Below are 23,405 nucleotides of genomic sequence, written 5' to 3'. Positions count from 1 at the left end.
GCAGCAATCAGAACACGACCGTTTTGTTGCCATGTACCAGAACGCGATCTTCAAGGTGGTAGCGCAGGCCACGGGCCAGCACCATCTTCTCGACGTCACGACCAAAGCGGACCATGTCTTCAATGCTGTCGCTGTGGCTGACACGCACCACGTCTTGCTCAATGATCGGGCCCGCATCCAGCTCTTCGGTTACGTAATGACACGTTGCCCCAATGAGCTTTACACCGCGCAGCGATGCCTGGTGATACGGCTTGGCACCGACAAAAGACGGCAGGAAGCTATGGTGGATATTGATCACCTGGCCTGCGTATTCGCGGCACAGTTCCGGTGGCAGGATTTGCATGTAACGCGCCAGCACCACCACTTCGGCATCATGATGCTTGACCAGACGCGAGACTTCAGCAAACGCTGGCTCTTTGTCTTTCGGGTCAACCGGTACGTGATAGAACGGGATACCGTGCCATTCGACCATGCTGCGCAGATCATCATGGTTAGAAATGACACAGGAAATATCGCAGTCCAATTCATCGCTGTGCCAACGGTGCAGCAAATCAGCCAAACAATGGGATTCGCGACTCGCCATCAATACCACGCGTTTCTTTTGCGCTGTATCGGTGATGCGCCACTGCATCGAAAACTCTTCGGCTATCGGGGCAAACGCTTCACGGAAGGCTTGCAACCCGAAGGGCAGAGAATCGGCACGAATTTCGTGACGCATAAAGAACCAACCGCTCTGATCATCAGAGTGGTGGCTCGCTTCAGTGATCCAGCCATTGTGCGAAGCCAGGAAATTACTGACCTTGGCAACAATACCGACGCCGTCGGGGCAGGCGATCACCAACCGAAAAGTGCGCATGAGGGAAAAACTCCAGAAACTTTACTAAAGCCGCCATTCTAGCGAGTGCGCAGCAAAACTGCAGTAATCCTTAAGGGTGGTTTGCCTGCATCACGATGACGAGCAGACAGACCTTCATCAGTCAAGGATGAGAAACGTGAAGTTTTAACCTAAACAGGCAGGGTTTATTAATCATTCTTAACATTCCCCTAACACCCATTATTTAATAGCGGTGATATAGAACATCACCGGCATTAATACTTATTTTTTAAATTAATTGCCCGCGCAGGTTTACTTGTTGTAACGGCCTGACTATTATTGCCCCCACTGTATCCCTGCAAGCCCTTTTCAACATAAGGTTATCCTCATGTCCTTGATCAACGAATACCGCGCAACAGAAGAAGCTATCAAAGAACTGCAAGCTCGCCTGAAGAACCTGTCGGAAGACGACAAACTTCAAACCGAGCTGGAATTTGAAGGCAAACTGCGCACCCTGATGGGCGAATACCAAAAGTCGCTGCGTGACATTATCGCCCTGCTGGATCCAGAATCCAAAGTAAGCAAAGCACCGCGCGGTGTTGTTAAAACCACCGGCACCAAACGTGCCCGCAAGGTTAAACAATACAAAAACCCGCACAACGGCGAAGTGATTGAAACCAAAGGTGGCAACCACAAAACTCTGAAAGAGTGGAAAGCCAAGTGGGGCGGCGACGTAGTAGAAGGTTGGGCAACTCTGCTTGACTAAGTGACACCGCGTGCACCTTGGGTGCAACGCCATTAAAAAACGCCAGCATGCTGGCGTTTTTTAATGCCTGGTATTTACCCGTGATCCTGCCCTTGCAGAGCCAGCCCAAGACGACGGCTCAGCCGCACCGCATAGCGCTGCCATTCATCCAACAGCTTAAGCTGGGCAGGCGTAGCACTACGGGACAGTTCTTGTGCGGCCATCATGAAGCCGTCCAGCGTCAACGGGGCGCCTTTGGCCGGGTCTGACAATCGCTCCTGGCAGAATACTTGCCAACGCTGTTGCTCTGGCACACTCAAGGTATTGGGAAAGTTCCGCGCACGGTACCGAAATAATAATTCGGGTAAACGCGGATCATCAAAAGGCCATTCATCTTTGCCTAATTGCTCCGGGTCACTGAGCCTGACACGTTCGCATAATTGACGATCGCGCTCACCCAGAAAGCCGTCATACAACTGTTGCTCAGGGTCTTCACTGGGGGTGAAGTCTTCACTGGCATAAATAGTCGACAACTTGTCTTGCCAAACTTGAGCAGCGTCAATTAGCCGCGCGGCGTGCACCTGATACTGAGGCATGTCCAACTGCAAACGCGCTTGATCCTGTGCCCGCACAACATTCATCGGTGCCACCACCGGGCATCGATTAACGTGTATCAGCTTTAGCCCAATGGGTAATTGACCGGCCGGTAAATCTTCGCGGCGCGTATAAAGCAGTTGGCGCAATGCCCCGGCGTCCATATCCATTAAAGGCTGAGGGTCATAATGCAGGTCGTACACAATCAGCGCATTACGATTTTTGGGGTGCCACGCCAAAGGTAATACCACACCCAAATAATGCCTGGCCGCAGAAAAGCGGCCAGATATATGCACCATGGGCTGCAACAAGCGAACTTGATCAAGTACGCGTTGTTTGGTTCGCAAATTGAATAGCCACTCATACAACTTGGGCTGCTTGTCACGGATCAGTCTCGCCAGGGCGATCGTTGCCCGCACGTCGGATAACGCATCGTGCGCCTGGCCGTGGTCGATGCCATTGGCCGCCGTGAGACGCTCGAGCTTGAGTGTCACCCGCCCCTCTTCCTCAGGCCAGACAATCCCCTCAGGGCGCAGGGCATAGGCGGCACGCACCACATCAATCAAATCCCAGCGCGTGTTACCGCCCTGCCATTCGCGTGCGTAAGGATCAAAGAAATTTCGATACAAGCTGTAGCGCGTGACTTCATCATCGAAGCGCAAGGAGTTATATCCCGCGCCACACGTCCCCGGTTGCGCCAATTGCGCATGCGTGCGGGTCATGAACTCGGCTTCGCCCAAACCTCGGTCTTCCAGACGCCCGGGGGTGATGCCGGTTATAAGGCAAGCCATGGGGTGAGGAAGAATATCGTCGGCGGGTTGGCAGTAGAGGTTAAGCGGCTGATCAATCTCATTAAGATCGGCATCGGTACGGATACCTGCCACTTGCACAGCTCGATCACAGCGCGGATTGATGCCGGTGGTTTCGTAGTCGTACCAAAAAATAGAGGTCACGGGGTGTTCCTGAACAGTTGACCTGTTCAGTCTAGGCGCTCAAGGCAGATCAAGACCAGCCCCACGCACGGCGCTCAAGCAGAAGCCTGAAACGGCTGAAAGCTGAAATATTGGCGCAAAGAACGAATCAGCAACCGGTATTCACCCGGGGGCTCATACAGTACAAAACCCGAGTCATAGTGATTCGGTGTCACATCCTCATGGCACCACAGGCTACGCGCCTTCAGATCGACGGTCTCACCAGGCAGTTTGAGGCGAAGGTCAAAATTGGCATCTACCAGAACCGGCAGGTGACTGAACAGCATCAAGCCACCTTCTGAAACCCCTCCCAAATAGCCTATGGATTTATCCGTAAATCGATTGAATACGTTCAAAAAAAACGTCAATTGATGACGCTGGATACCCCGTTCAATAATCATGGCGATTTCACTAATAGAAAGACATGGAAGCAGTGCCACACCGGCGTAACCCCCCCACAACAAGGATTAAAGGTATGCAGCGACTCTCTTTGTAGGTGTTTGAACCTGTAAACTTTTTGAGAATAGCCGATTGATGGCCATTAGCCAGATCAACCTGCACCTCCCTTAAATCGTAGACGGCAGCGTGGTAATAGCTTGATTGTTTGCCGGGCCGGGAATGAACTTGAGAATACGCAAGGTCTCAATTCGCGCCTTGGCCCGGTAGGCCCATTCGCTCTTCGGAAATTCGGTGATAATCCATTGATAGGTCTGGCCAGCATCCAGATAAAACTTCGTACGTTCCAGACACAGCCCGCGCATCATCGCCGTTTGCGGCCAGATATAAGGACGGTTCCGGCTTTCGCGATCGACTTCGGACAGCTCCAGCATGACCGCCTCACAGTTGCCCTGGTCATAGGCACGATAAGCGCTATTGAGATGGTGATTCATCGACCACCGTGTGCAGCCGACCATACTGCCGGCGACCAGCAAAACGAGTAATAAACGCATGGGTATCTCCTGTTCTAAACATTCTATCGACCCCACGGGTAAATTCTTGACGGCTGGAAAGGAACGCGACAAAACTTCCACAGACCGTATGCACCACAACTTAAGCCTAAAGTAGTGCAGAGGAACAATGACTACAGCCAAAGACCATAGTAGCCTTTGGCAGCGCTTGAACTCAGGAGTCTTTGCATGTCTGTTCGTCGAACTAAAATCGTTGCCACCCTTGGCCCTGCCAGCAACTCACCGGAAATGCTGGAGCAGCTGATTCTGGCTGGCCTGGACGTTGCCCGTCTGAACTTCTCCCACGGCACTCCCGATGAGCACAAGGCCCGTGCCAAGCTGGTGCGCGACATCGCCGCCAAACATGGCCGCTTCGTCGCCCTGCTGGGTGACCTGCAAGGCCCGAAAATTCGTATCGCCAAATTCGCCAACAAAAAGATCGAGCTGAAAGTCGGTGATCAATTCACCTTCTCCACCAGCCATCCGTTGACCGAAGGCAACCAACAAGTGGTCGGTATCGACTACCCCGATCTGGTAAAAGATTGCGGCGTCGGTGACGAACTGCTGCTCGATGACGGCCGCGTGGTGATGCGTGTCGACACTGCCACTGACGACGCACTGCATTGCACCGTGCTGATCGGCGGCCCGCTGTCCGACCACAAAGGCATCAACCGTCGTGGTGGCGGTCTGACTGCACCGGCCCTGACTGAAAAAGACAAGGCTGACATCAAGCTGGCCGCAGAAATGCAGGTCGACTATCTGGCTGTGTCGTTCCCACGCGACGCTGCAGACATGGAATACGCCCGCCAGCTGCGTGACGAAGCCGGCGGTACTGCCTGGCTGGTGGCAAAGATTGAGCGCGCCGAAGCGGTAGCCGACGACGAAACCCTCGACGGCCTGATCAAGGCAAGCGACGCCGTAATGGTTGCCCGTGGCGATCTGGGTGTTGAAATCGGCGACGCTGAACTGGTCGGTATCCAGAAGAAAATCATCTTGCACGCACGCCGCCACAACAAAGCGGTGATCGTTGCGACCCAGATGATGGAGTCGATGATCCAGAACCCGATGCCAACACGTGCCGAAGTGTCCGATGTTGCCAACGCCGTTCTCGACTACACCGATGCCGTAATGCTTTCAGCTGAAAGTGCTGCCGGTGCTTATCCGCTGGAAGCGGTGCAAGCCATGGCGCGTATTTGCGTCGGCGCTGAAAAGCACCCGACCAGCAAAACTTCCAGCCACCGTATCGGCAAGACCTTCGAAAGCTGTGACCAGAGCATTGCGCTGGCGGCCATGTACACCGCCAACCATTTCCCGGGTGTCAAAGCGATCATCGCCCTGACCGAGAGTGGTTATACGCCGCTGATCATGTCGCGTATTCGTTCCTCGGTGCCGATCTACGCGTTCTCCCCGCACCGTGAAACCCAAGCGCGCGCAGCCATGTTCCGGGGCGTTTACACCGTGCCGTTCGACCCGGCTTCGTTGCCGCCAGAACAGGTCAGCCAGGCCGCCATCGACGAGCTGCTCAAGCGCGGCGTCGTTGAAAAAGGCGATTGGGTCATCCTGACCAAGGGCGACAGCTACCACACCATCGGTGGCACCAATGGCATGAAGATTCTGCATGTCGGCGACAAAATGGTTTAAGCCTTAACAGGCCGTAATCAAAAGCCCCGTCTGAGTGATCAGCCGGGGCTTTTCCATAGATACAAGATGACTTATGCCTTATTCATAAAGCCCGACAGTGCCGCCACCGCCTCGGGTGAGCTCAGCCGTTGAATAAACAGCCAACTCTCATCTTCTATCACCTGACGTATTTGCGCGCGCCCCGCAGCCTTCATCAAACGCTTACTGTCCTGTACCGCCGCCGCAGGCATACGTGCCAGGTTGTGCGCCGCTTCGCGGGCTTTTTCAATAGCGGCAACACCCGTGGGCAACGCCCTATTGGCCAGCCCCCAGTCTGCCGCCTGCCCACCACTGAAGCCTTCGCCCAGCAACAGCAACTGCGCTGCCCTCACCGGCCCAACCACCTGCGCCAGCAATAGACTTGAACCGAACTCAGGGCTTAGTCCCAAGTTAACGAAGGGCATGCGTAATCGAGCATCTGCGCTGACATAGACCAGGTCGCAATGCAGCAATAAGGTTGTACCAATACCCACAGCAGCCCCTGCAACAGCCGCCACTACTGGCTTGCGACATTCCAGCAGGCTGCGCATAAAGCAGAACACCGGGCTTTGCATGTCCACCGGCGGCTGCTGCAGAAAATCACCAATATCGTTGCCACTGGTGAAACACTCGGCGGAGCCGGTCAGCAGCACTGCATGCACCGACGCATCGGCATCGGCCTGCTCCAGTGCCTTCGCCAACGCGCTGTACATCTCGCGGGTCAACGCATTTTTCTTGTGCGTGCGATTGAGCTGTAATGTCAGCACCGCACCTTCGCGTTCGATAACGATGTCTTGCGTCATGCCCGCCCTCTCCTTCTGAAAACGGCGCTCAACTGCGGGTCAGAAAAGCATCCGCCAGCAGTTGATTGCGCCCCAGCCCGGCCAGAAATAATTGCTTGGCAAATGCCTCGACACTGTCCGGATGACCACAGACTAGAGCGTGGGTTTGACGGCTGACAAGACGCATGCGGACTAGAAAATCAGGCAACTGCTTGCGCTCAAGGAATTCAAGTTCTAGGTTGGAGTGGGCGTGCGCCAGGGCCAGTAATTCATGCTTCAGGTAGTGCTCCTGCTCATCGCGCGCCACATGCACCACACGGATCGTGCCTTGATGATCCTGTCGCAATGCCTCACGCAATACGCCAAACAATGGCCCCAGTCCCGTACCGGAGGCCAGTAGCCAAAGGGGCTGCTCTTGCCAGTCAGGATCGTAGCGCAACGCGCCGCCCCGCAACTCGCCCAAACGCACGGCATCACCCACGTTGAATGCTCTGGCCGCCTGGACGAACTCACCGGGATGGGCGCAATCGATGTGAAACTCCAGAAAGCGATCCTCATCCGGCAGGCTGGCCAGCGAATAAGGGCGCGCAATGTGGTTATCGGCCCACAAAACCACATGCTGGCCCGCCCGGTAACGCAAGGGACGTTGCGGCGCCAGACGCAAGCGCAATACCGTGGGACTGAGCCAGTCGAGCGACTGCACTTGCGCGGGCACGCCATCACGACGCGGATCAAACACCTCGATGTGCAGATCGCCGACCAGCTGACACTGACAGGCCAAACGCCAGCCCTGCTCTCGCTGTGTCCGGCTCAACGCTTCGGGCTTGAGGTCAGCCGGTTCACCCTGCACGCAGCGCACCAGACACGCATGGCAACTGCCCGCGCGGCAACTGTAAGGCACCGCTACACCGGCTTGATTCAAGGCATCGAGTAAATTGCTGCCGTTTGCAACTGGCCAGCATTGGTCGGCAACGTGTAGCTTGGGCACTCTGGCCTCCTGATTCGTAGCAGTTGCCGAAGGCTACGTTCGATTGCGCAGCGATCGTAAGAACTGAAAGTGCGGTCTGAATGAAAGTCCGCGATGGCTGATTCTACGACGGCTTCGCCATCGGACGTAGCCTTCGGCAACTGCTACGGTTGATCCGCTCCACACCCCCCTACCTTCGTTTGACACCCGGCGGGTGTATCACGGGCTATGCCGGGTTATACTGCCGCGCCGTTTTTGTACCGGTCATGCGTGCCGGTAGGCCTAGCAAAGATGTTTTCGACAGACCGATGCACCAAGGTCGCAAACACCTTATTGATTGTATGTTCCCGTCTTATAGAGGAGCGCGACCCATGACCGTGATCAAGCAAGACGACCTGATTCAGAGCGTAGCTGACGCCCTGCAATTCATTTCCTACTACCACCCCGTGGACTTCATCCAGGCCATGCACGAAGCCTACCTGCGCGAAGAATCGCCAGCGGCCCGTGACTCGATGGCGCAAATCCTGATCAACTCGCGCATGTGTGCCACAGGCCACCGCCCGATCTGTCAGGACACCGGCATCGTCACCGTTTTCGTGCGTGTGGGCATGGACGTGCGCTGGGATGGCGCCACCATGGGCCTGGACGACATGATCAATGAAGGCGTGCGTCGCGCTTACAACCTGCCTGAAAACGTCCTGCGCGCATCGATTCTGGCCGACCCGGCCGGCGCTCGCCGCAACACCAAGGACAACACCCCGGCCGTCATCCACTACTCCATCGTTCCGGGCAACACCGTGGAAGTGGACGTAGCCGCCAAGGGTGGCGGTTCCGAGAACAAATCGAAAATGGCCATGCTCAACCCGTCCGACTCGATCGTTGACTGGGTGCTCAAGACCGTTCCGACGATGGGCGCGGGCTGGTGCCCACCGGGCATGCTGGGTATCGGTATTGGCGGCACGGCGGAAAAAGCAGCGGTGATGGCCAAGGAAGTGTTGATGGAATCCATCGACATTCATGACCTGATCAAACGCGGCCCGTCCAACCGTATCGAAGAGATGCGTATCGAGTTGTTCGAAAAGGTTAACCAACTGGGTATCGGCGCTCAGGGCCTGGGCGGTCTGACCACCGTGCTCGACGTTAAAATCATGGATTACCCGACCCACGCCGCGTCACTGCCGGTGTGCATGATCCCGAACTGCGCTGCCACCCGTCATGCTCACTTCGTGCTGGACGGCTCCGGCCCTGCCTCCCTCGAGGCACCACCGCTGGACGCTTACCCGGAAATCGTCTGGGAAGCTGGCCCGTCGGCCCGCCGTGTCAACCTCGACACCCTGACTCCGGAAGACGTACAGAGCTGGAAGCCGGGCGAAACTGTCCTGCTGAACGGCAAAATGCTGACCGGTCGTGACGCTGCGCACAAACGCATGGTTGAAATGCTGAACAAGGGTGAAACCTTGCCGGTGGACCTCAAGGGGCGCTTCATCTACTACGTTGGCCCGGTTGATCCAGTGCGTGACGAAGTGGTTGGCCCGGCAGGCCCGACTACCGCTACGCGGATGGACAAGTTCACCCGCCAGATTCTCGATCAGACCGGCTTGCTGGGCATGATCGGCAAATCCGAGCGTGGCCCTACCGCCATTGAAGCGATCAAAGAACACAAAGCGGTGTACTTGATGGCCGTGGGTGGCGCAGCGTACCTGGTGGCTCAGGCCATCAAGAAATCACGCGTGGTGGCCTTTGCCGAATTGGGCATGGAAGCGATCTACGAGTTTGATGTTAAAGACATGCCTGTGACCGTGGCAGTCGACAGCAAGGGCGAGTCGGTACACATTACCGGCCCGGCCATCTGGCAGAAGAAAATCAGCGAAAGCCTGGCGGTAGAAGTGCAGTAAGCACGGATACGTCGGACACGAAAAGGCCGGGTTAATAGCCCGGCCTTTTTTTGCTTGTCAAAAACACCCTCACCCTAGCCCTCTCCCAGAGGGAGAGGGGACTAAAAGCAAAGCAGATATCAGACCCCTCTCCCGCCGCAAAGAGGGAACCAAAAGCAAAAGCACATGTGCGCAACACCTCAGATCAGCCCCCTCTCCCTCTGGGAGAGGGTTGGGATGAGGGAGCGTTATCAAATCAAAACGCATTCCGGAAAATTTCTTCAATCTGCCCCTGATCTGCCTTGCGCGGATTGGTAAAACCGCACGCATCCTTCAGGGCATTGGTCGCCAGCAACGGAATATCTTCCACTTTGGCCCCCAAATCCCGCAGGCCCGCAGGAATTTCAACATCCTTGGCCAACGTTCTGATCGCCGCAATGGCCGCTTGCGCGCCCTCTTCCGGGCTCAAACCACGCACATCGGCTCCCAGGGCATGCGCCACATCGGTCAGGCGAGACGCACAGACACTGGCATTAAACGTTTGCACATGGGGCAACAGCACCGCATTACATACGCCATGTGGCAAGTCGTAAAAACCGCCCAGCTGATGCGCCATCGCATGCACAAAACCCAGCGACGCATTGTTAAACGCCATCCCGGCGAGGAACTGCGCGTAAGCCATATTCTCCCGCGCGGTTAAATCCTTGCCGTCATTCACGGCTTGACGCAGGTTCTGGCTGATCAACTCCATCGCCTTGATTGCACATGCGTCGGTAATCGCCGTGGCTGCCGTCGACACATACGCTTCAATGGCATGGGTCAAAGCATCCATACCCGTCGCCGCGGTCAGCCCTTTAGGCATGGCCACCATCAACTCAGGATCGTTGACCGACAGTAACGGGGTTACGTTACGGTCAACAATGGCCATTTTTACGTGCCGCTCCTCATCGGTGATGATGCAAAACCGCGTCATCTCGCTGGCAGTCCCTGCCGTGGTGTTGATCGAAACCAGCGGCAGCTGAGGCTTGGCCGAGCGATCAACCCCTTCATAATCGCGAATATGCCCGCCATTGGTGGCGCACAGCGCAATCCCTTTGGCGCAGTCATGGGGCGATCCACCGCCCAGCGACACAATAAAGTCGCACTGATGCTGCTTTAGCACCTTCAAGCCCGCTTCGACGTTTGCAATGCTCGGGTTCGGTTTGGCACCGTCGAAAATAACCGAGTCTATGTCCTGCTCTTCCAGCTTTTTAGCGATCAGAGTGGCAACACCCGCCTTGGCCAACCCGGCGTCAGTCACGATCAAGGCTTTGCGAAACCCATAATTGCTAATCGCAACCATGGCTTCATCAAGGCAACCGTTACCCATAATATTTACGGCAGGAATAAAGAAAGTGCTGGTCATGGCGAGTCCTCTTGGCGGGTCACTGGCTAAATCGGTCCTCACAGCTTCCCCCAATCTGTATGCACCAATGTTGATCTGGCTCAACACATGAGCGTGATAAAGTCCTACATCGCCCACGCCCTGAGACCCTATTAGTGATGACCCCTTTTCAGGAATTTGACGCCCAACTTGAAGACTGGAATGCCCTGAGCGCCAGCACACCGTGCAGCGGGCTGCTACTGGGTAACGGTGCAAGCATGGCCGTATGGCACGACTTTTATTACGAATCGCTGTTTGAAAAAACCAAAAGCATTGCCGAAAAGCCCCTGAGCCAAACCGAACTCAGCGTATTTGAGGCGCTGAGCACACGAAACTTCGAGCAGGTGCTGAGCGCCCTTAAAACGGCGAGCAAGGTCAACAAAGCACTGGCTATCAACTCGGCCTCACCGCGCAAACGCTACTACGCCATTAAAGAAGCGCTGATCAACAGCATGCAGGACGTGCACATCCCTTGGCGCTTGATGCAGCCTGAGACGCTGACCTGCTGGAACACAGAACTGGCGCGGTATGCCACGGTGTACTGCTCCAACTACGACCTGCTCACCCCCTGGGCCCTGATGCAGGCACCGAAAAATTTCAACGACCTGTTCGACACGGCCACCGCCACCTTCGAACTGAACACCGCCCTGACCAAAAGCAAGGCCACCCGTGTGCTCTACCTGCACGGTGCACTGCATCTGGTCAAAAATCAGGAAGGTAAAGCCCGCAAGCTCACTGGCTCGCAACCCACGTTACTGAGCAACTTTGCGATCAATCACTCAATCAGTGCGCTGGACGATGTGCCACTGTTTATCAGCGAGAGCAGCAGCGACGACAAACGTAAATCCATACGTCAATGTGACTACCTGTCTTTCTGCCATGAACAATTGATGGCTCACAAAGACGCCCTGTGCGTATTTGGCCACAGTCTGGGCGAGCAGGATCAGCACCTCATCGACGCATTGCGCCAAGCCCCGCTGAAAACACTGTGCATCTCTATTTACCCGCGCAGCGAAGCCTTTGTTCGCTTCCAGAAAAACCACTACGCGGCACTATTTGCAGACAAAAATCTGACATTACGCTTCTATAACGCCAAAACTCACCCATTGGGCTATCCGCAACATTCAGTTCCGTTAGAGGTTTAATCAAACCCCGCATGACGGGATCACGCATAATCAAGCGAGACAGATAGCAATAATTCTCGATATCATTCGCGACTTATTTGCATCGCAGCACCCACAAGGATCTTCATGTCTCGCTTCAAACCCGACCCGCTGGTGGCCGAAGCCTTTCGCGAGCTCTACACGCCGATTCTGCACTTCCTGCGCAAGCGCACAGATAACGCCAGCGATGCCGCTGACATGACACAGGATGTGTTCACGCAGTGGCTGGGTTATCAAGACCGGGCCAAAGTCGAGCAGCCACGGGCGTTTTTGTTCCAGATGGCGCGCAACCTGCTGCGCGACCATTGGCGCCGCCAACAGGTGCGCCACTCCGTACACAACGGGCACATCGAGAGTGAACCCGAACCGTTGAGCGACGAGAAGGATGATCCGATGGCCGCTGCGCAACGTCTGCAACGCCTGGAACAACTCAAAGCGGTGTTGGCCCAGCTCTCGCCCCGACGCCGTGAAGCCCTTATGCTGCACCGTTTTGAAGGTTTGAGTCAGGCGCAGATTGCCGACCGCATGGGTATCTCCGTCAGCATGGTAGAAAAGCACATTGCCTTCGCCTTGTTGCACTGCAAGCAACACCTCCAACGGGACAGCGGCAAGGAGCAGCCAGAATGAGCCCTTTTCAATCCATTGATAACGACAGCATCGACGCGCAGGCGGCACGCTGGTTTGCCCGTAATCGCAACGAACACAGCGCGCGCACCCGTGAACAATTCGAAGCCTGGCAGACCAACCCGGCGCATGCTCAGGCGTACAACGAATTTGAGAGCCTATGGGCTGATTTGGGCGAATGTGAAGAACTGCACACCCCGCAGACCTTTGCTGTAAAAAAACCCGCCCGGCGTGCGGCGGCTTTTGCACTGGCGACCGCCGCAGCACTTGTGTGCGCGCTGTTTGCCGTCAACCTCGGCACGGCGCAGGCGCTGTATCAACAGCAGGTCGCCACCTTGGGCCAAGGTGCCAAAACCCTACGCCTGCCCGATGGCAGTACCTTGAACGTCAACGCCAACACCCGGCTACGCATCGACTTCAACGCTCAGCAACGGGATATTTACCTCGATCAGGGCCAGCTCTATATCGAAGTCGCTGCCAACAAAGAACAGCCGCTGGTGGTGCATGCCGGTGATGCCCGAATAAAAGTCGTGGGCACAGGGTTTGACGTACGCCGCAGCGCACGCCTACTGGTGGTCAGTGTCGCCCACGGCAAGGTCGCCTTTGCTCCCGCTCCCAACACCGCTACGCTGCTCGGCGCACAACAACGTGCCACCTATGACTTCGCCCAAGGCACGTTGCAAGAGCACACCCTCGCAGCCAATGAAATCGCCAACTGGCGCAGCGGCCATCTGGCCTTTCGCAATCGCGAACTCGCCAGCCTGGTGGATGAACTGGATCTGTACCGACCCGGCGTGATTCAACTGGCCCAAGGCCCACTGGGCCGGTACAAGGTTTCGGGCAATCTTGACGTCAATGATCCGCTGGCATTGGTCAAAGCGCTGCCCGCCCTGATTCCGGTCAAAACCGTACTGCTGGAAAGCGGCAAAATCCGCATAGAACCTCGATAAAATACATATGCGAATATTTTACATTCGCATATGTGGTTTTTCCCCGGTGCCGCGTCTTCCTCTGGTCTGCGTTGTTAGCGCATGTCTTTTTGGCCTTTGTTGCCGCACTGGGGGATTTCATGTTTCGCGCACCACATCACTTCTCACACGTATGCACACGCCCTACGCTGCTCGCCGTGTGCATGGCTATCAGCGTGCAAGCCCAGGCTGACGCAATCCAGTGGCAACTGCCGACGCAGTCACTGGCCAGCTCCCTGAGTGACGTGGCGCAGCAAGCCAATATCCAGTTGTTATTCGATGAAGACCTGTTGCGCAATGTGCAAGCGCCTGCCCTTAAAGGCACCTACAGCCCCCAGGAAGCTATCCAGACGCTGCTCCAGGGCACCGATTTCAGCTTGATTCAAGTCGACCGCACCTACGTGGTGCGCCCCCGGGAAGAAGGCACTACCACCAGCAACAGCCTGGAGTTGAGCGCGTTGAGCGTGGTGGGTAATGGCAATGAAGTCGACTCCAGCAACGTCGGCAAATCGACCATGACACAAACTGAAATCAACCGTTACCAGTCCAACAACATCCCCAGCCTGTTGGCCACGTTACCGGGCATCAACTTGGGCGGCTCGCTTAAACCCGGTGGTCAAACCATCAATATTTGGGGCATGGGTGAAGCCGAAGACATCCAGATGACCGTGGACGGTGCAACCAAAAGCGGCTTTGAGCGTTATATGCAAGGCACGATCTTTATCGAACCTGAGCTGATCAAACGCCTTGAAGTCGAGAAAGGCCCGCACGATATTCACACCGGCAACGGCGGGTTTGCAGGGGCCGTGCACATGGAAACCAAAGACGCTCCGGACTTGCTCCAAGAAGGTAAAAATACCGGCGCCATGCTCAAGTACGGCTACAGCAGCAACGACCATCAACAGGTCTACAGTGGCGCCGTCTATGGCCGCACCGACGATGGACGTGCCGATGCACTGGTGTATTACACCAAACGCGATGGCGACGACATGAAACTGGCCGGTCATATGCCCGACCCTAAAAATGCTTACCCGGTAAACCCCAAGCGCTTGCCCAATACCGCTCAGGATCTTGACGCACAACTGCTCAAACTCAATGTGCACCTGAACGATGAACACAGCGTCGCCATGTCGTATTCACGCTCGAACAACTACCTGTGGGTGCCTTTTTCGGCGATCAGCTATCCCGCCCCGCCGAGCCAGGCCAACATCGACAAGTACGGCTATGACGTGGCGTCCCGGCGCTACTTGTCCAACCGTTCGACCATCGACACCACCTGGTCAACCCAATACAAATACGAGCCGATCGATAATCCGCTGGTGGATCTGGAGGTGAAGTTCTCGCACTCCAATACCGAACAAACCGACACCCGAGGCGAACAGGCTTACTTCCAGCCTTCCACGGGCGGCCGCAAGATGGAAACAGGCTATACCGACGACATGCTCCAGGTCGAAAACATCAGCCTGTTTCCCACAGGCCCTTTAGACCATGCAGTCACCACCGGTGTGCAGTTGCGCAAGCATAAGCGTGACGTCGACATGTGGATGCCGGGCAAGTCCTACGAAGTAGAAAAATACAACTACGGCCACTACCAGCCCAACTTCATGCCCAAGGGCAAAGTCGATACCAACAGTTTCTACGTCCAGGACGCGATCACCCTCGGCAACTTCACTCTGACGCCGTCCCTGCGTTACGACCATGTGCGCAATCGTGGCGAGGAAAACGACGCGCCGTATTACAACCACCCCGAACTAGGTCACGATTACAGCGATAAAACCTACACCGGCTGGTCGCCGCGACTGTCTGCTTTTTGGACAATCACGCCGAAAACCGCGTTGTTTATCAACTTCAGCAAAACTTGGCGCGCCCCGGTGATTGACGAGCAGTATGAGCTTCAGGGTATCGGTAGCCGCACGGCCACCAGCCTGAATTTGAAGCCCGAAGAAATTACCGGCTGGCGTGCAGGCAACATCACCAACTTTGATCAGATTTTTGGGGATAACGACCACGCACTGATCCGTACGACGTTGTTTCAAAACACCGTCGACCATGAAATCTTCAAGGCCACGGGTGTAGGGTGTGCCGCTCAAACGCCCGCAGGCAGCGTGTCCAAAGACTGCGGCCCGGGCAACATCCCGAACTACCGCAACATTGGCAGCGTCACCATCAAGGGTTTTGAGGTTGAAAGCTTCTACGACTCGACGTACATCTTCGGCTCCCTTTCATATGCATGGATGACCGGGAAACATGAAGGTGCTTACACCAACCCGTGGGGGCCCAATGTCTGGGCACGTGATATTCCGGCGCCCAAGTGGATTGCCGTGCTAGGCACGAAAATACCGGGCTGGGATGCGAAGGTGGGCTGGAAAGGCGAATTTGTTCGCAAGACCGACCGACTGCCGAGCGACAAGTACGGCAGCAATCCGCTAAGTGCCCTGGGCGACAGTTACTACGACCAATTCGCCAACGACGGTTATAACGTGCAAGGCCTGTTTGCCAACTGGACACCGCAGCAGCGTTACCTGAAAGGCACGGAGGTCAATTTCACCGTGGACAACCTGTTCAACAAGAGTTACCAGCCGATGCTCAGTGGTGATAACGCCTACAGCCAAGGGCGCAATGCCAAGATCAGCGTGACGCGGTTCTTTTAAAAGCACCCTTTAGAAGCACCCTCACCCTAGCCCTCTCCCAAAGGGAGAGGAGACTAAAAGCAGCCACTACTCAGCCCCCTCTCCCTCTGGGAGAGGGTTGGGGTGAGGGCTGGCGCGACACCACACTCAATACGGGCACCTGCCCCTGGCGCTGACTGAGATAGCGGGTGCAACTCACGCGCAGAAACGAGGCAAAGTTCACCACTTCACCCCGGTAATCCATCACTTCTTCATACAGCTTGGCCACCAGTTGATTGGTGGTCATGCCGTCTACTTCGGCGATCTCGCTGAGAATGTCCCAAAACTGGTTTTCCAGACGCAACGTGGTGACCACGCCACAAATACGCAATGAACGCGAGCGCGACTCGTAAAGAATCGGATCGGCTTTGACATACAGTTCGCACATGGTCACGTCCTCTCGTTACAAAACGATCTTAGTACCGAGCAACACCAGAAAAGCCGCTAACCACGCCGGGTGTGCCGGCCAGGCAGGCGCCGTCGCCAAGTTGCCCTGTACGTGCGCCTTGGTCACATCGATATCAATAAAGGTGCCACCGGCCAGACGCACTTCAGGTGCACACGCGGGGTAAGCGCTGCACTCGCGACCTTCGAGCGTCCCCGCCGCGGCCAACAGCTGCGCACCGTGACAGACCGCGGCAATGGGTTTACCCACTTTGTTGAACTCACGCACCAGCTCCAGGACTTTCTCATTCAACCGCAGGTATTCCGGCGCACGACCACCCGGCACCACCAGTGCGTCGTAAGCACTGGCCTTGACCTTGTCGAAATCAAAATTCAGGGCAAACAGGTGACCCGGCTTTTCGCTGTAGGTCTGATCGCCTTCAAAGTCGTGAATAGCCGTGCGCACGGTCTGACCCGCCGTTTTACCCGGACACACTGCATGCACGTGATGCCCCACCATCGACAGGGCCTGAAACGGCACCATCACTTCGTAGTCTTCGACGTAATCGCCAACCAGCATGAGGATTTTTTTCGCTGCCATTGTGCGTGCTCCTGTGGGGGTAGAACCTTGGGCCTATAAGAGTAGCCAAGGTACGCCCTGTGCGCCCGTGCGGGTAATAGCCTGGTACTACGTACCCGCCAGACGCGACTTACAGGATTATTTGAGCAAACCATCCGCTTGCAGCAGCGTTTCGAGGCAATGCTCCTGAATGCTGTAGAACGCCTTCAACGCCTGAATCTTTTCCAGCAACTGCGTCGGGTCCTGGGGTTCAGCACGCTTGACCGCCAGAATCATTTTGTTTTTGTTGGTGTGTTCCAGCGAGATGAACTCGAACACTTTGGTTTCATAGCCACAGGCTTCCAGGTACAACGCACGCAAGCTGTCAGTAACCATTTCGGCCTGCTGACCCAAGTGCAGGCCGTACTGCAACATTGGCTTGAGCAACACCGGGCTCTGAATTTGCAGACGAATCTGCTTATGGCAGCACGGCGAGCACATGATGATTGCCGCTCCCGAACGAATACCCATATGAATGGCATAGTCGGTGGCAATGTCGCATGCATGCAGGGCGATCATCACGTCAATCGGCGTCGGCGCAAAACTGCGCACATCGCCATGCTGGAACGACAAACCGGGGTGTTCCAGACGCTGGGCGGCGTTGTTGCATAAGGTCACCATGTCTTCACGCAGCTCAACACCGGTCACCAGCCCTTCGGCTTGCAGGCTGTGGCGCAGGTAATCGTGAATGGCGAAGGTGAGATAGCCCTTGCCCGAACCGAAATCCACCACCTTGACCGGCTGATCGAGTTTGAGTGGCGAGTTGCTCAGGGCGTGGGAAAACACCTCGATAAACTTGTTGATCTGTTTCCACTTGCGCGACATCGCCGGGATCAGTTCTTGCTGCTTGTTGGTGACGCCCAGATCCGCCAGAAACGGCCGCGTCAGATCCAGAAAACGATTTTTCTCGCGGTTGTGCTCCGCTGACGGCAACTCACGGTCTTGCTGGCCTTTACCTTTAAACAGCGAGCTTTTGCCCTTTTTGCTGTATTCCAGCTGCACTTCGTCGGTCAGAGTCAGTAAATGGGCATTCTTGAAGGCTTCAGGCAACAGCGCAGCAATGTGGGCCACGGCCTCTTCGAGCGGAAAGTTTTTGGTGATGTCACGGGTTTTGTAGCGGTACACAAATGACAGGCAAGGCTGATCCTTGACCGTAACCTGCTTGATGATAATACGCTGCAACTCAGCCTCAGGGCCCACGTACTTGGCCAGCACCAGCTTGATAAAGGAATTCTGCGCCAGACTGGTTTCCAGCAGGCTCAAAAATTGCGCACGGTGGTCCGGCGCAGACGGGGCGGTGGTAGCAGTCGCTGACATTGAAAAAGGTGCCTCGGGGGGTGCAGGAGGGAATATCAAAAAACAATGGCGGCTATTTTAGGCGTGTTAGCCGCCAGGAGCACGGGCTTATTTCATACGGCCACGCTTACAAGAGCACCAGGCGATTGGGCAATTGGTTGCGCGGCTGGGTTCTGGGCACGTGCTTTTCCAACAACTCTGCGCAGGCATCGATGCAGGTAATAAAGCCTTCAGCCGTATGCCCAAGGGCCACACGGCGTGTGAAATCGCTGACGATCGTGCCCCAGTCGCTGTTATCCAAGTGCCGGGAGATACCTTCATCCACCAGGATTTCGACGTAACGCTCAGCCTCGCTGACAAAAATCAGCACGCCCGTTCGCCCTTCGGTGTGATGCAGCTTTTGTTCAAGAAACTGACGGCGGGCCAGGTTGCTGGCTCGCCAATACCGTACGCGAGGCGGGATCAAGCGGGTGGTGATCGCGGGAATACGAAAGATCAGACTGAGAAATACAAAGGTGGCCCACTGAGCCATCAGCAAGGAATAGATGGCCATGCCACCGTTCAGAATATGCAGCACCGCAGGCACCACCAAGGCGACCAAGCTGGCCCAAAGCAACGGGATATAACTGTAGTCATCCGCACGCGGTGCCAGAACCGTGACGATCTCTGCGTCGGTGCGTTGCTCGGCGCGGGTCACCGCCTGCGCGACCTGCTGTTGTTGCTCTTGCGTCAATAAAGCCATAAGGGTCAATGCTCATTAAATAAGTGAGTTACCAGCCGCCTGAAGCCCCGCCGCCGCCAAAACTGCCGCCGCCACCGCGAAAGCCCCCGCCTCCACCGCCCCCGAAACCGCCACCGCCACCGCCAAAGCTGCCGCCGCGGGTTCCGCCGCCACCCGAAGTGCAGATGCCATAGAACTGACACGCCGCCATGGCAAGCACGAACAACACAAATAGCAGGACGACAATGCCGGGGTGTTCGCCCACAAAATCAGTACCAGCGCCTTGCTCGCTGGCATACGCCACCGGCAAGGGATCACCGCCCAGCACCTGGAGAATAGCCGCCGTACCGGCGCTGATGCCTTGACTGAAGTTTCCGGCTTTAAAGGCCGGGGTGATGACCTGATTGATGATGACCGAAGACTGGGCGTCGGTGAGGCGGTCTTCGAGACCGTAGCCGACCTCTATACGCAGTTTGCGGTCATCGCGGGCAACGATCAGTAAGGCACCGTTGTTCTTATCCTTTTGCCCGATGCCCCATGCTCGACCTAATTGATAACCGAAGTCCTCGATGGGAACGCCTTGCAGATCCGGCACAGTGACCACGACCACTTGCTCGCCCGTGGCTTTCTCGTGAGCTTCAAGGGCTTGAGCCACCTGCTGACGCGTGGCGGGGTCAAGCATCTGCCCCTCATCGACCACTCGACCGCTGAGCACCGGAAACGTCAGCGCCTGCGCTGTGGCCAGACATAACCAGAGCAACAGGCCAAACCCCGTTTTAGATAAGCGCATCAGCACCTCGAAGGTTGAAGATAAATCACATACTTCGTAGCAGTTGCCGAAGGCGACGTCCGATGGCGCAGCCATCGTAAAATCAACGATCGCGGCCTTTCAGGCACACCTCGCTTCGACAACTTACGACGGCTGCGCCCTCGAACGCAGCCTTCGGCAGCTGCTACGCGACAGCGCACGGCGACCTAAAACTTCACTTCAGGGGCTTTGTCAGCGCCCGGCGTAGTGGCTTCGAAGGTCTGGCGAACCGGCAGGTCGCTGTACATCACCGCGTGCCACAGGCGACCCGGAAAGGTACGGATCTCGGTGTTGTAGCGTTCAACGGCCAGAATAAAGTCGCGTCGGGCCACGCTAATACGGTTTTCCGTGCCTTCCAGTTGCGATTGCAACGACAGAAAGTTCTGGTTGGATTTCAAGTCCGGGTAACGCTCCGACACCACCATCAAGCGGCTCAGCGCGCCCGTCAGCTGGTTCTGGGCATCCTGGAACTGTTTGAGTTTTTCCGGATTGTCCAGTGTACTGGCGTCAACCTGAATCGACGTAGCTTTGGCCCGGGCTTCAATAACAGCGGTCAATGTTGCCTGTTCTTGCTTGGCTGCACCCTTGACGGTTTCGACCAGATTGGGGATCAGGTCAGACCGACGCTGATACTGATTCTGAACTTGTGACCACGCCGCTTTAACCTGTTCGTCCAGGGTTGGAATGGTGTTAATCCCGCACCCGCTCAGCACGCTGGCCAATACCATCACAACGATGGCCTTCCAGCCCAAGGCTTTAACGCTCTGAATTCCCATGCTTGTGTCGCTCCGCACTGACTACATTGAGTTCATAGACACCGTTTATCCCGCAAAAACTCCTCAACCTGCACGCAAAATCTCCGGACGGCAGTGGATTGCTCGCCGCGAATCAGATAAAAGACTGGCTGTCTTGTAGGAATACTTAATCTAAAGATAGGGCAATTTCCTGCTTTGGGTGTTCTACATCCCCCACCAGAACAATATCGCTTCGACAGCGCAGGTTACCTTCGCTGTGATGAAAGCGGCCGCGCAGAAGAAACCAATGAGAAAGATGTGTTTGTTGGGCATCGCCATCAGCCTGTCCAGCCCGTCGGTATGGGCACAAACCCCACCGTCTCCGCTCCCGCCTAAAGACGTATTTGTGGCTGATTTGCTCAAGCAGATGACCGTCGATGAAAAAATCGGCCAACTGCGTCTGATCAGCATCGCACCCGATATGCCCCGCGAGTTGATCCGCAAAGAAATCGCTGCAGGCCGCATCGGCGGCACGTTCAACTCCATCAGCCGCGCCGAAAACCGTCCCATGCAGGACGCAGCCATGCGCAGCCGACTGAAGATTCCGATGTTTTTCGCCTATGACGTGATTCACGGCCATCGCACCATTTTCCCGATCAGCCTGGCGCTGGCGTCAAGCTGGGACATGGACGCCATTGCCCTGAGCGGTCGGGTATCGGCCCAGGAAGCCAGCGCCGACAGCATCGACCTGACGTTCGCGCCGATGGTCGACATTGCCCGCGACCCGCGTTGGGGCCGTACCTCCGAAGGCTTTGGTGAAGACACTTACCTGGTCTCACGGATCGCCAAAGTGATGGTTAACGCCTATCAAGGCGTTTCCCCTGCCCTGCCCGGCAATATCATGGCCTGCGTCAAGCATTTCGCCCTGTATGGCGCGGTAGAGGGCGGTCGTGACTACAACACCGTGGATATGAGCCCCACACGCATGTATCAGGACTACCTGCCGCCTTACCGTGCTGCGATTGATGCCGGCGCCGGAGGCGTGATGGTGGCGTTGAACTCAATCAATGGCATCCCTGCCACCTCCAATATGTGGCTGATGCAGGACCTGTTGCGCAAAGACTGGGGCTTTAAGGGCGTTGCCGTCAGCGACCACGGCGCCATTATCGAGCTGATCAAGCACGGCGTGGCCAAAGACAACCGCGAAGCCGCGAAGCTGGCCATCAAAGCCGGCATCGACATGAGCATGAACGACAAGGCCTACGGCGAAGAGCTCCCCGGTTTGCTGAAGTCAGGTGAAGTACCGCAGAGCGACGTGGATAACGCCGTGCGCGAGGTGCTCGGGGCCAAATACGACATGGGCTTGTTTGCCGACCCCTATGTTCGCATCGGCAAGGCCGTAGACGACCCGGCCGAGCTCAATGCCGAAAGCCGCCTGCACCGTGCTGAAGCACGGGATGTCGCGCGCCGCAGCCTGGTGTTACTGAAAAATGAGGCGCAAACCCTGCCATTGAACAAGCAGGCACACATTGCATTGGTCGGGCCGCTGGCCAAGGCACCTATCGACATGATGGGCAGTTGGGCAGCCAACGGCCAGCCCGCGCAATCGGTCACAGTGTATGACGGCTTGCGCACTGCGCTCGGCGAGCAAGGCCAATTGGTCTACGCCCGTGGCGCCAACATCACCGACGACCAGAAGGTTGTCGACTACCTGAACTTCCTCAACTTCGATGCACCGGAAGTGACCAACGATACTCGCCCGGCCCAGGTGATGATCGACGAAGCGGTCAAAGCCGCCCATCAAGCCGACGTGGTCGTCGCAGTCGTGGGCGAGTCGCGTGGCATGTCCCATGAATCATCCAGTCGCACCGAACTGGATATTCCGGCCAGCCAGCGCGCCCTGATCGATGCCCTCAAAGCCACCGGCAAACCCTTGGTGCTGGTGCTGATGAACGGCCGTCCACTGACCATCGACACCCAGCAGCAACAAGCTGATGCGGTACTGGAAACCTGGTTCAGCGGCACCGAAGGCGGTAATGCCATTGCTGATGTGCTGTTTGGCGACTACAACCCGTCGGGCAAACTGCCCATCACTTTCCCACGTTCAGTGGGGCAGATTCCGACTTACTACAATCACTTGAGCATTGGCCGGCCTTTCACACCCGGCAAACCGGGCAACTACACCTCGCAATACTTTGATGCGCCAAACACGCCGCTGTACCCATTCGGCTATGGCTTGAGCTACACCAACTTCAGCCTGTCAGACGTCAAGCTGTCGAGTAAAACCCTGGCCCCGGGCACGACGCTGACCGCCAGTGTGACGTTGAAAAACACCGGCCAGCGTGACGGCGAAACCGTCGTGCAGCTGTACCTGCGCGATGTCGCGGCCTCCATGAGTCGCCCTGTCAAAAGCTTGAAAAACTTTGAGAAGGTCATGCTCAAGGCCGGAGAGCAGAAAGTGGTGCAGTTCACCCTCAGCGAAGACGACCTCAAGTTTTACAACGCCGACTTGAAGTACGTGGCTGAACCGGGCGAGTTTGAAGTGCAAATAGGTCTGGATTCACAAAACGTGCAGCAAAACAGCTTTCAATTGCTGTAACTGTGCGCTATCGCCGCAAAGGTCTGCCACGACCTTTGCGGCCC

General features: G+C 56.3%; 21 protein-coding genes. 8 read left to right on the top strand and 13 right to left on the bottom strand.

Annotated elements, in window-relative coordinates; genetic code table 11:
* Nucleotides 1–7 precede the first annotated feature (7 nt).
* Complete coding sequence (gene purU, locus FJD38_RS18135) at nucleotides 8–856, bottom strand: formyltetrahydrofolate deformylase (RefSeq protein ID WP_122783095.1); 849 nt, start codon at nucleotides 854–856, stop codon at nucleotides 8–10.
* Between the two features lie 346 nt (nucleotides 857–1,202).
* Here purU and mvaT point away from each other — a divergent pair, with 346 nt between their 5' ends.
* Nucleotides 1,203–1,580 carry a histone-like nucleoid-structuring protein MvaT gene (gene mvaT, locus FJD38_RS18130; RefSeq protein ID WP_048363549.1) on the top strand — a complete coding sequence of 126 codons (378 nt, stop codon included), beginning with the start codon at nucleotides 1,203–1,205 and terminating at the stop codon, nucleotides 1,578–1,580.
* A gap of 74 nt (nucleotides 1,581–1,654) precedes the next feature.
* Here the strand turns inward: mvaT and sbcB are convergent, their stop codons facing one another.
* The 3 genes from sbcB to FJD38_RS18115 form a co-directional block, all read right to left on the bottom strand.
* Nucleotides 1,655–3,106, bottom strand: coding sequence for an exodeoxyribonuclease I (sbcB, locus tag FJD38_RS18125; RefSeq protein WP_146386735.1), 1,452 nt, complete (start codon nucleotides 3,104–3,106; stop codon nucleotides 1,655–1,657).
* Nucleotides 3,107–3,180: 74 nt separating this feature from the next.
* Nucleotides 3,181–3,525: a PilZ domain-containing protein gene (locus FJD38_RS18120; RefSeq protein WP_146386734.1), complete on the bottom strand. Its 345-nt coding sequence runs from the start codon at nucleotides 3,523–3,525 to the stop codon at nucleotides 3,181–3,183.
* 165 nt (nucleotides 3,526–3,690) lie between these two features.
* On the bottom strand, nucleotides 3,691–4,074 hold the full coding sequence (locus tag FJD38_RS18115) for a tetratricopeptide repeat protein (protein WP_122783092.1): 384 nt from the start codon (nucleotides 4,072–4,074) through the stop codon (nucleotides 3,691–3,693).
* A gap of 186 nt (nucleotides 4,075–4,260) precedes the next feature.
* Here FJD38_RS18115 and pyk point away from each other — a divergent pair, with 186 nt between their 5' ends.
* A complete protein-coding gene (gene pyk, locus FJD38_RS18110; RefSeq protein ID WP_122783091.1) occupies nucleotides 4,261–5,712 on the top strand; it encodes a pyruvate kinase in 1,452 nt (483 codons plus the stop codon).
* A 71-nt stretch (nucleotides 5,713–5,783) separates the two neighbouring features.
* Here the strand turns inward: pyk and FJD38_RS18105 are convergent, their stop codons facing one another.
* Nucleotides 5,784–6,533: an enoyl-CoA hydratase-related protein gene (locus FJD38_RS18105; RefSeq protein ID WP_146386731.1), complete on the bottom strand. Its 750-nt coding sequence runs from the start codon at nucleotides 6,531–6,533 to the stop codon at nucleotides 5,784–5,786.
* A gap of 28 nt (nucleotides 6,534–6,561) precedes the next feature.
* Nucleotides 6,562–7,500 carry an iron-sulfur-binding ferredoxin reductase gene (locus FJD38_RS18100; RefSeq protein WP_146386729.1) on the bottom strand — a complete coding sequence of 313 codons (939 nt, stop codon included), beginning with the start codon at nucleotides 7,498–7,500 and terminating at the stop codon, nucleotides 6,562–6,564.
* Nucleotides 7,501–7,850: 350 nt separating this feature from the next.
* On the opposite strand from FJD38_RS18100, the gene FJD38_RS18095 reads away from it, so the two are divergent.
* Entirely contained in the window at nucleotides 7,851–9,374 is a 1,524-nt protein-coding gene (locus FJD38_RS18095) for a fumarate hydratase (protein WP_122783088.1), read from the top strand.
* Nucleotides 9,375–9,609: 235 nt separating this feature from the next.
* Here the strand turns inward: FJD38_RS18095 and yiaY are convergent, their stop codons facing one another.
* Nucleotides 9,610–10,758 carry an L-threonine dehydrogenase gene (yiaY, locus tag FJD38_RS18090; RefSeq protein WP_122783087.1) on the bottom strand — a complete coding sequence of 383 codons (1,149 nt, stop codon included), beginning with the start codon at nucleotides 10,756–10,758 and terminating at the stop codon, nucleotides 9,610–9,612.
* Nucleotides 10,759–10,895: 137 nt separating this feature from the next.
* Between yiaY and FJD38_RS18085 the strand changes: the two genes are divergently transcribed.
* The 4 genes from FJD38_RS18085 (at nucleotide 10,896) to FJD38_RS18070 (ending at nucleotide 16,182) form a co-directional block, all read left to right on the top strand.
* A complete protein-coding gene (locus FJD38_RS18085; protein ID WP_146386896.1) occupies nucleotides 10,896–11,921 on the top strand; it encodes a DUF4917 family protein in 1,026 nt (341 codons plus the stop codon).
* Between the two features lie 105 nt (nucleotides 11,922–12,026).
* Nucleotides 12,027–12,566, top strand: a complete 540-nt coding sequence (locus FJD38_RS18080; RefSeq protein ID WP_146386720.1) for an RNA polymerase sigma factor — start codon at nucleotides 12,027–12,029, stop codon at nucleotides 12,564–12,566.
* A complete protein-coding gene (locus tag FJD38_RS18075) occupies nucleotides 12,563–13,513 on the top strand; it encodes a FecR family protein (protein WP_146386718.1) in 951 nt (316 codons plus the stop codon). Before FJD38_RS18080 ends, FJD38_RS18075 begins: the two co-directional genes overlap by 4 nt.
* Nucleotides 13,514–13,632: 119 nt before the next feature.
* Complete coding sequence (locus FJD38_RS18070; protein ID WP_122783083.1) at nucleotides 13,633–16,182, top strand: TonB-dependent receptor; 2,550 nt, start codon at nucleotides 13,633–13,635, stop codon at nucleotides 16,180–16,182.
* Between the two features lie 70 nt (nucleotides 16,183–16,252).
* Here FJD38_RS18070 and FJD38_RS18065 read toward each other — a convergent pair whose 3' ends face one another.
* The 6 genes from FJD38_RS18065 to FJD38_RS18040 form a co-directional block, all read right to left on the bottom strand.
* Nucleotides 16,253–16,588: a ribbon-helix-helix domain-containing protein gene (locus tag FJD38_RS18065; protein ID WP_146386716.1), complete on the bottom strand. Its 336-nt coding sequence runs from the start codon at nucleotides 16,586–16,588 to the stop codon at nucleotides 16,253–16,255.
* Between the two features lie 15 nt (nucleotides 16,589–16,603).
* A complete protein-coding gene (locus FJD38_RS18060) occupies nucleotides 16,604–17,185 on the bottom strand; it encodes a DJ-1/PfpI family protein (RefSeq protein ID WP_122783081.1) in 582 nt (193 codons plus the stop codon).
* A gap of 117 nt (nucleotides 17,186–17,302) precedes the next feature.
* A complete protein-coding gene (locus tag FJD38_RS18055) occupies nucleotides 17,303–18,520 on the bottom strand; it encodes a class I SAM-dependent methyltransferase (protein ID WP_146386714.1) in 1,218 nt (405 codons plus the stop codon).
* A gap of 106 nt (nucleotides 18,521–18,626) precedes the next feature.
* On the bottom strand, nucleotides 18,627–19,241 hold the full coding sequence (locus FJD38_RS18050; protein WP_122783079.1) for a TPM domain-containing protein: 615 nt from the start codon (nucleotides 19,239–19,241) through the stop codon (nucleotides 18,627–18,629).
* Between the two features lie 28 nt (nucleotides 19,242–19,269).
* Nucleotides 19,270–20,010, bottom strand: a complete 741-nt coding sequence (locus tag FJD38_RS25015; protein ID WP_146386712.1) for a TPM domain-containing protein — start codon at nucleotides 20,008–20,010, stop codon at nucleotides 19,270–19,272.
* A 185-nt stretch (nucleotides 20,011–20,195) separates the two neighbouring features.
* Nucleotides 20,196–20,804, bottom strand: a complete 609-nt coding sequence (locus FJD38_RS18040; protein ID WP_122783078.1) for a LemA family protein — start codon at nucleotides 20,802–20,804, stop codon at nucleotides 20,196–20,198.
* Nucleotides 20,805–21,069: 265 nt separating this feature from the next.
* On the opposite strand from FJD38_RS18040, the gene bglX reads away from it, so the two are divergent.
* Entirely contained in the window at nucleotides 21,070–23,361 is a 2,292-nt protein-coding gene (gene bglX / locus FJD38_RS18035; RefSeq protein WP_146386710.1) for a beta-glucosidase BglX, read from the top strand.
* Nucleotides 23,362–23,405: the final 44 nt, after the last annotated feature.

This window comes from Pseudomonas saxonica (assembly GCF_007858365.1).
Classification (GTDB): Bacteria; Pseudomonadota; Gammaproteobacteria; order Pseudomonadales; family Pseudomonadaceae; genus Aquipseudomonas; species Aquipseudomonas saxonica.
Note: the sequence above shows the minus strand (reverse complement) of the source record. Positions and strands in the feature narration are given on the sequence as shown.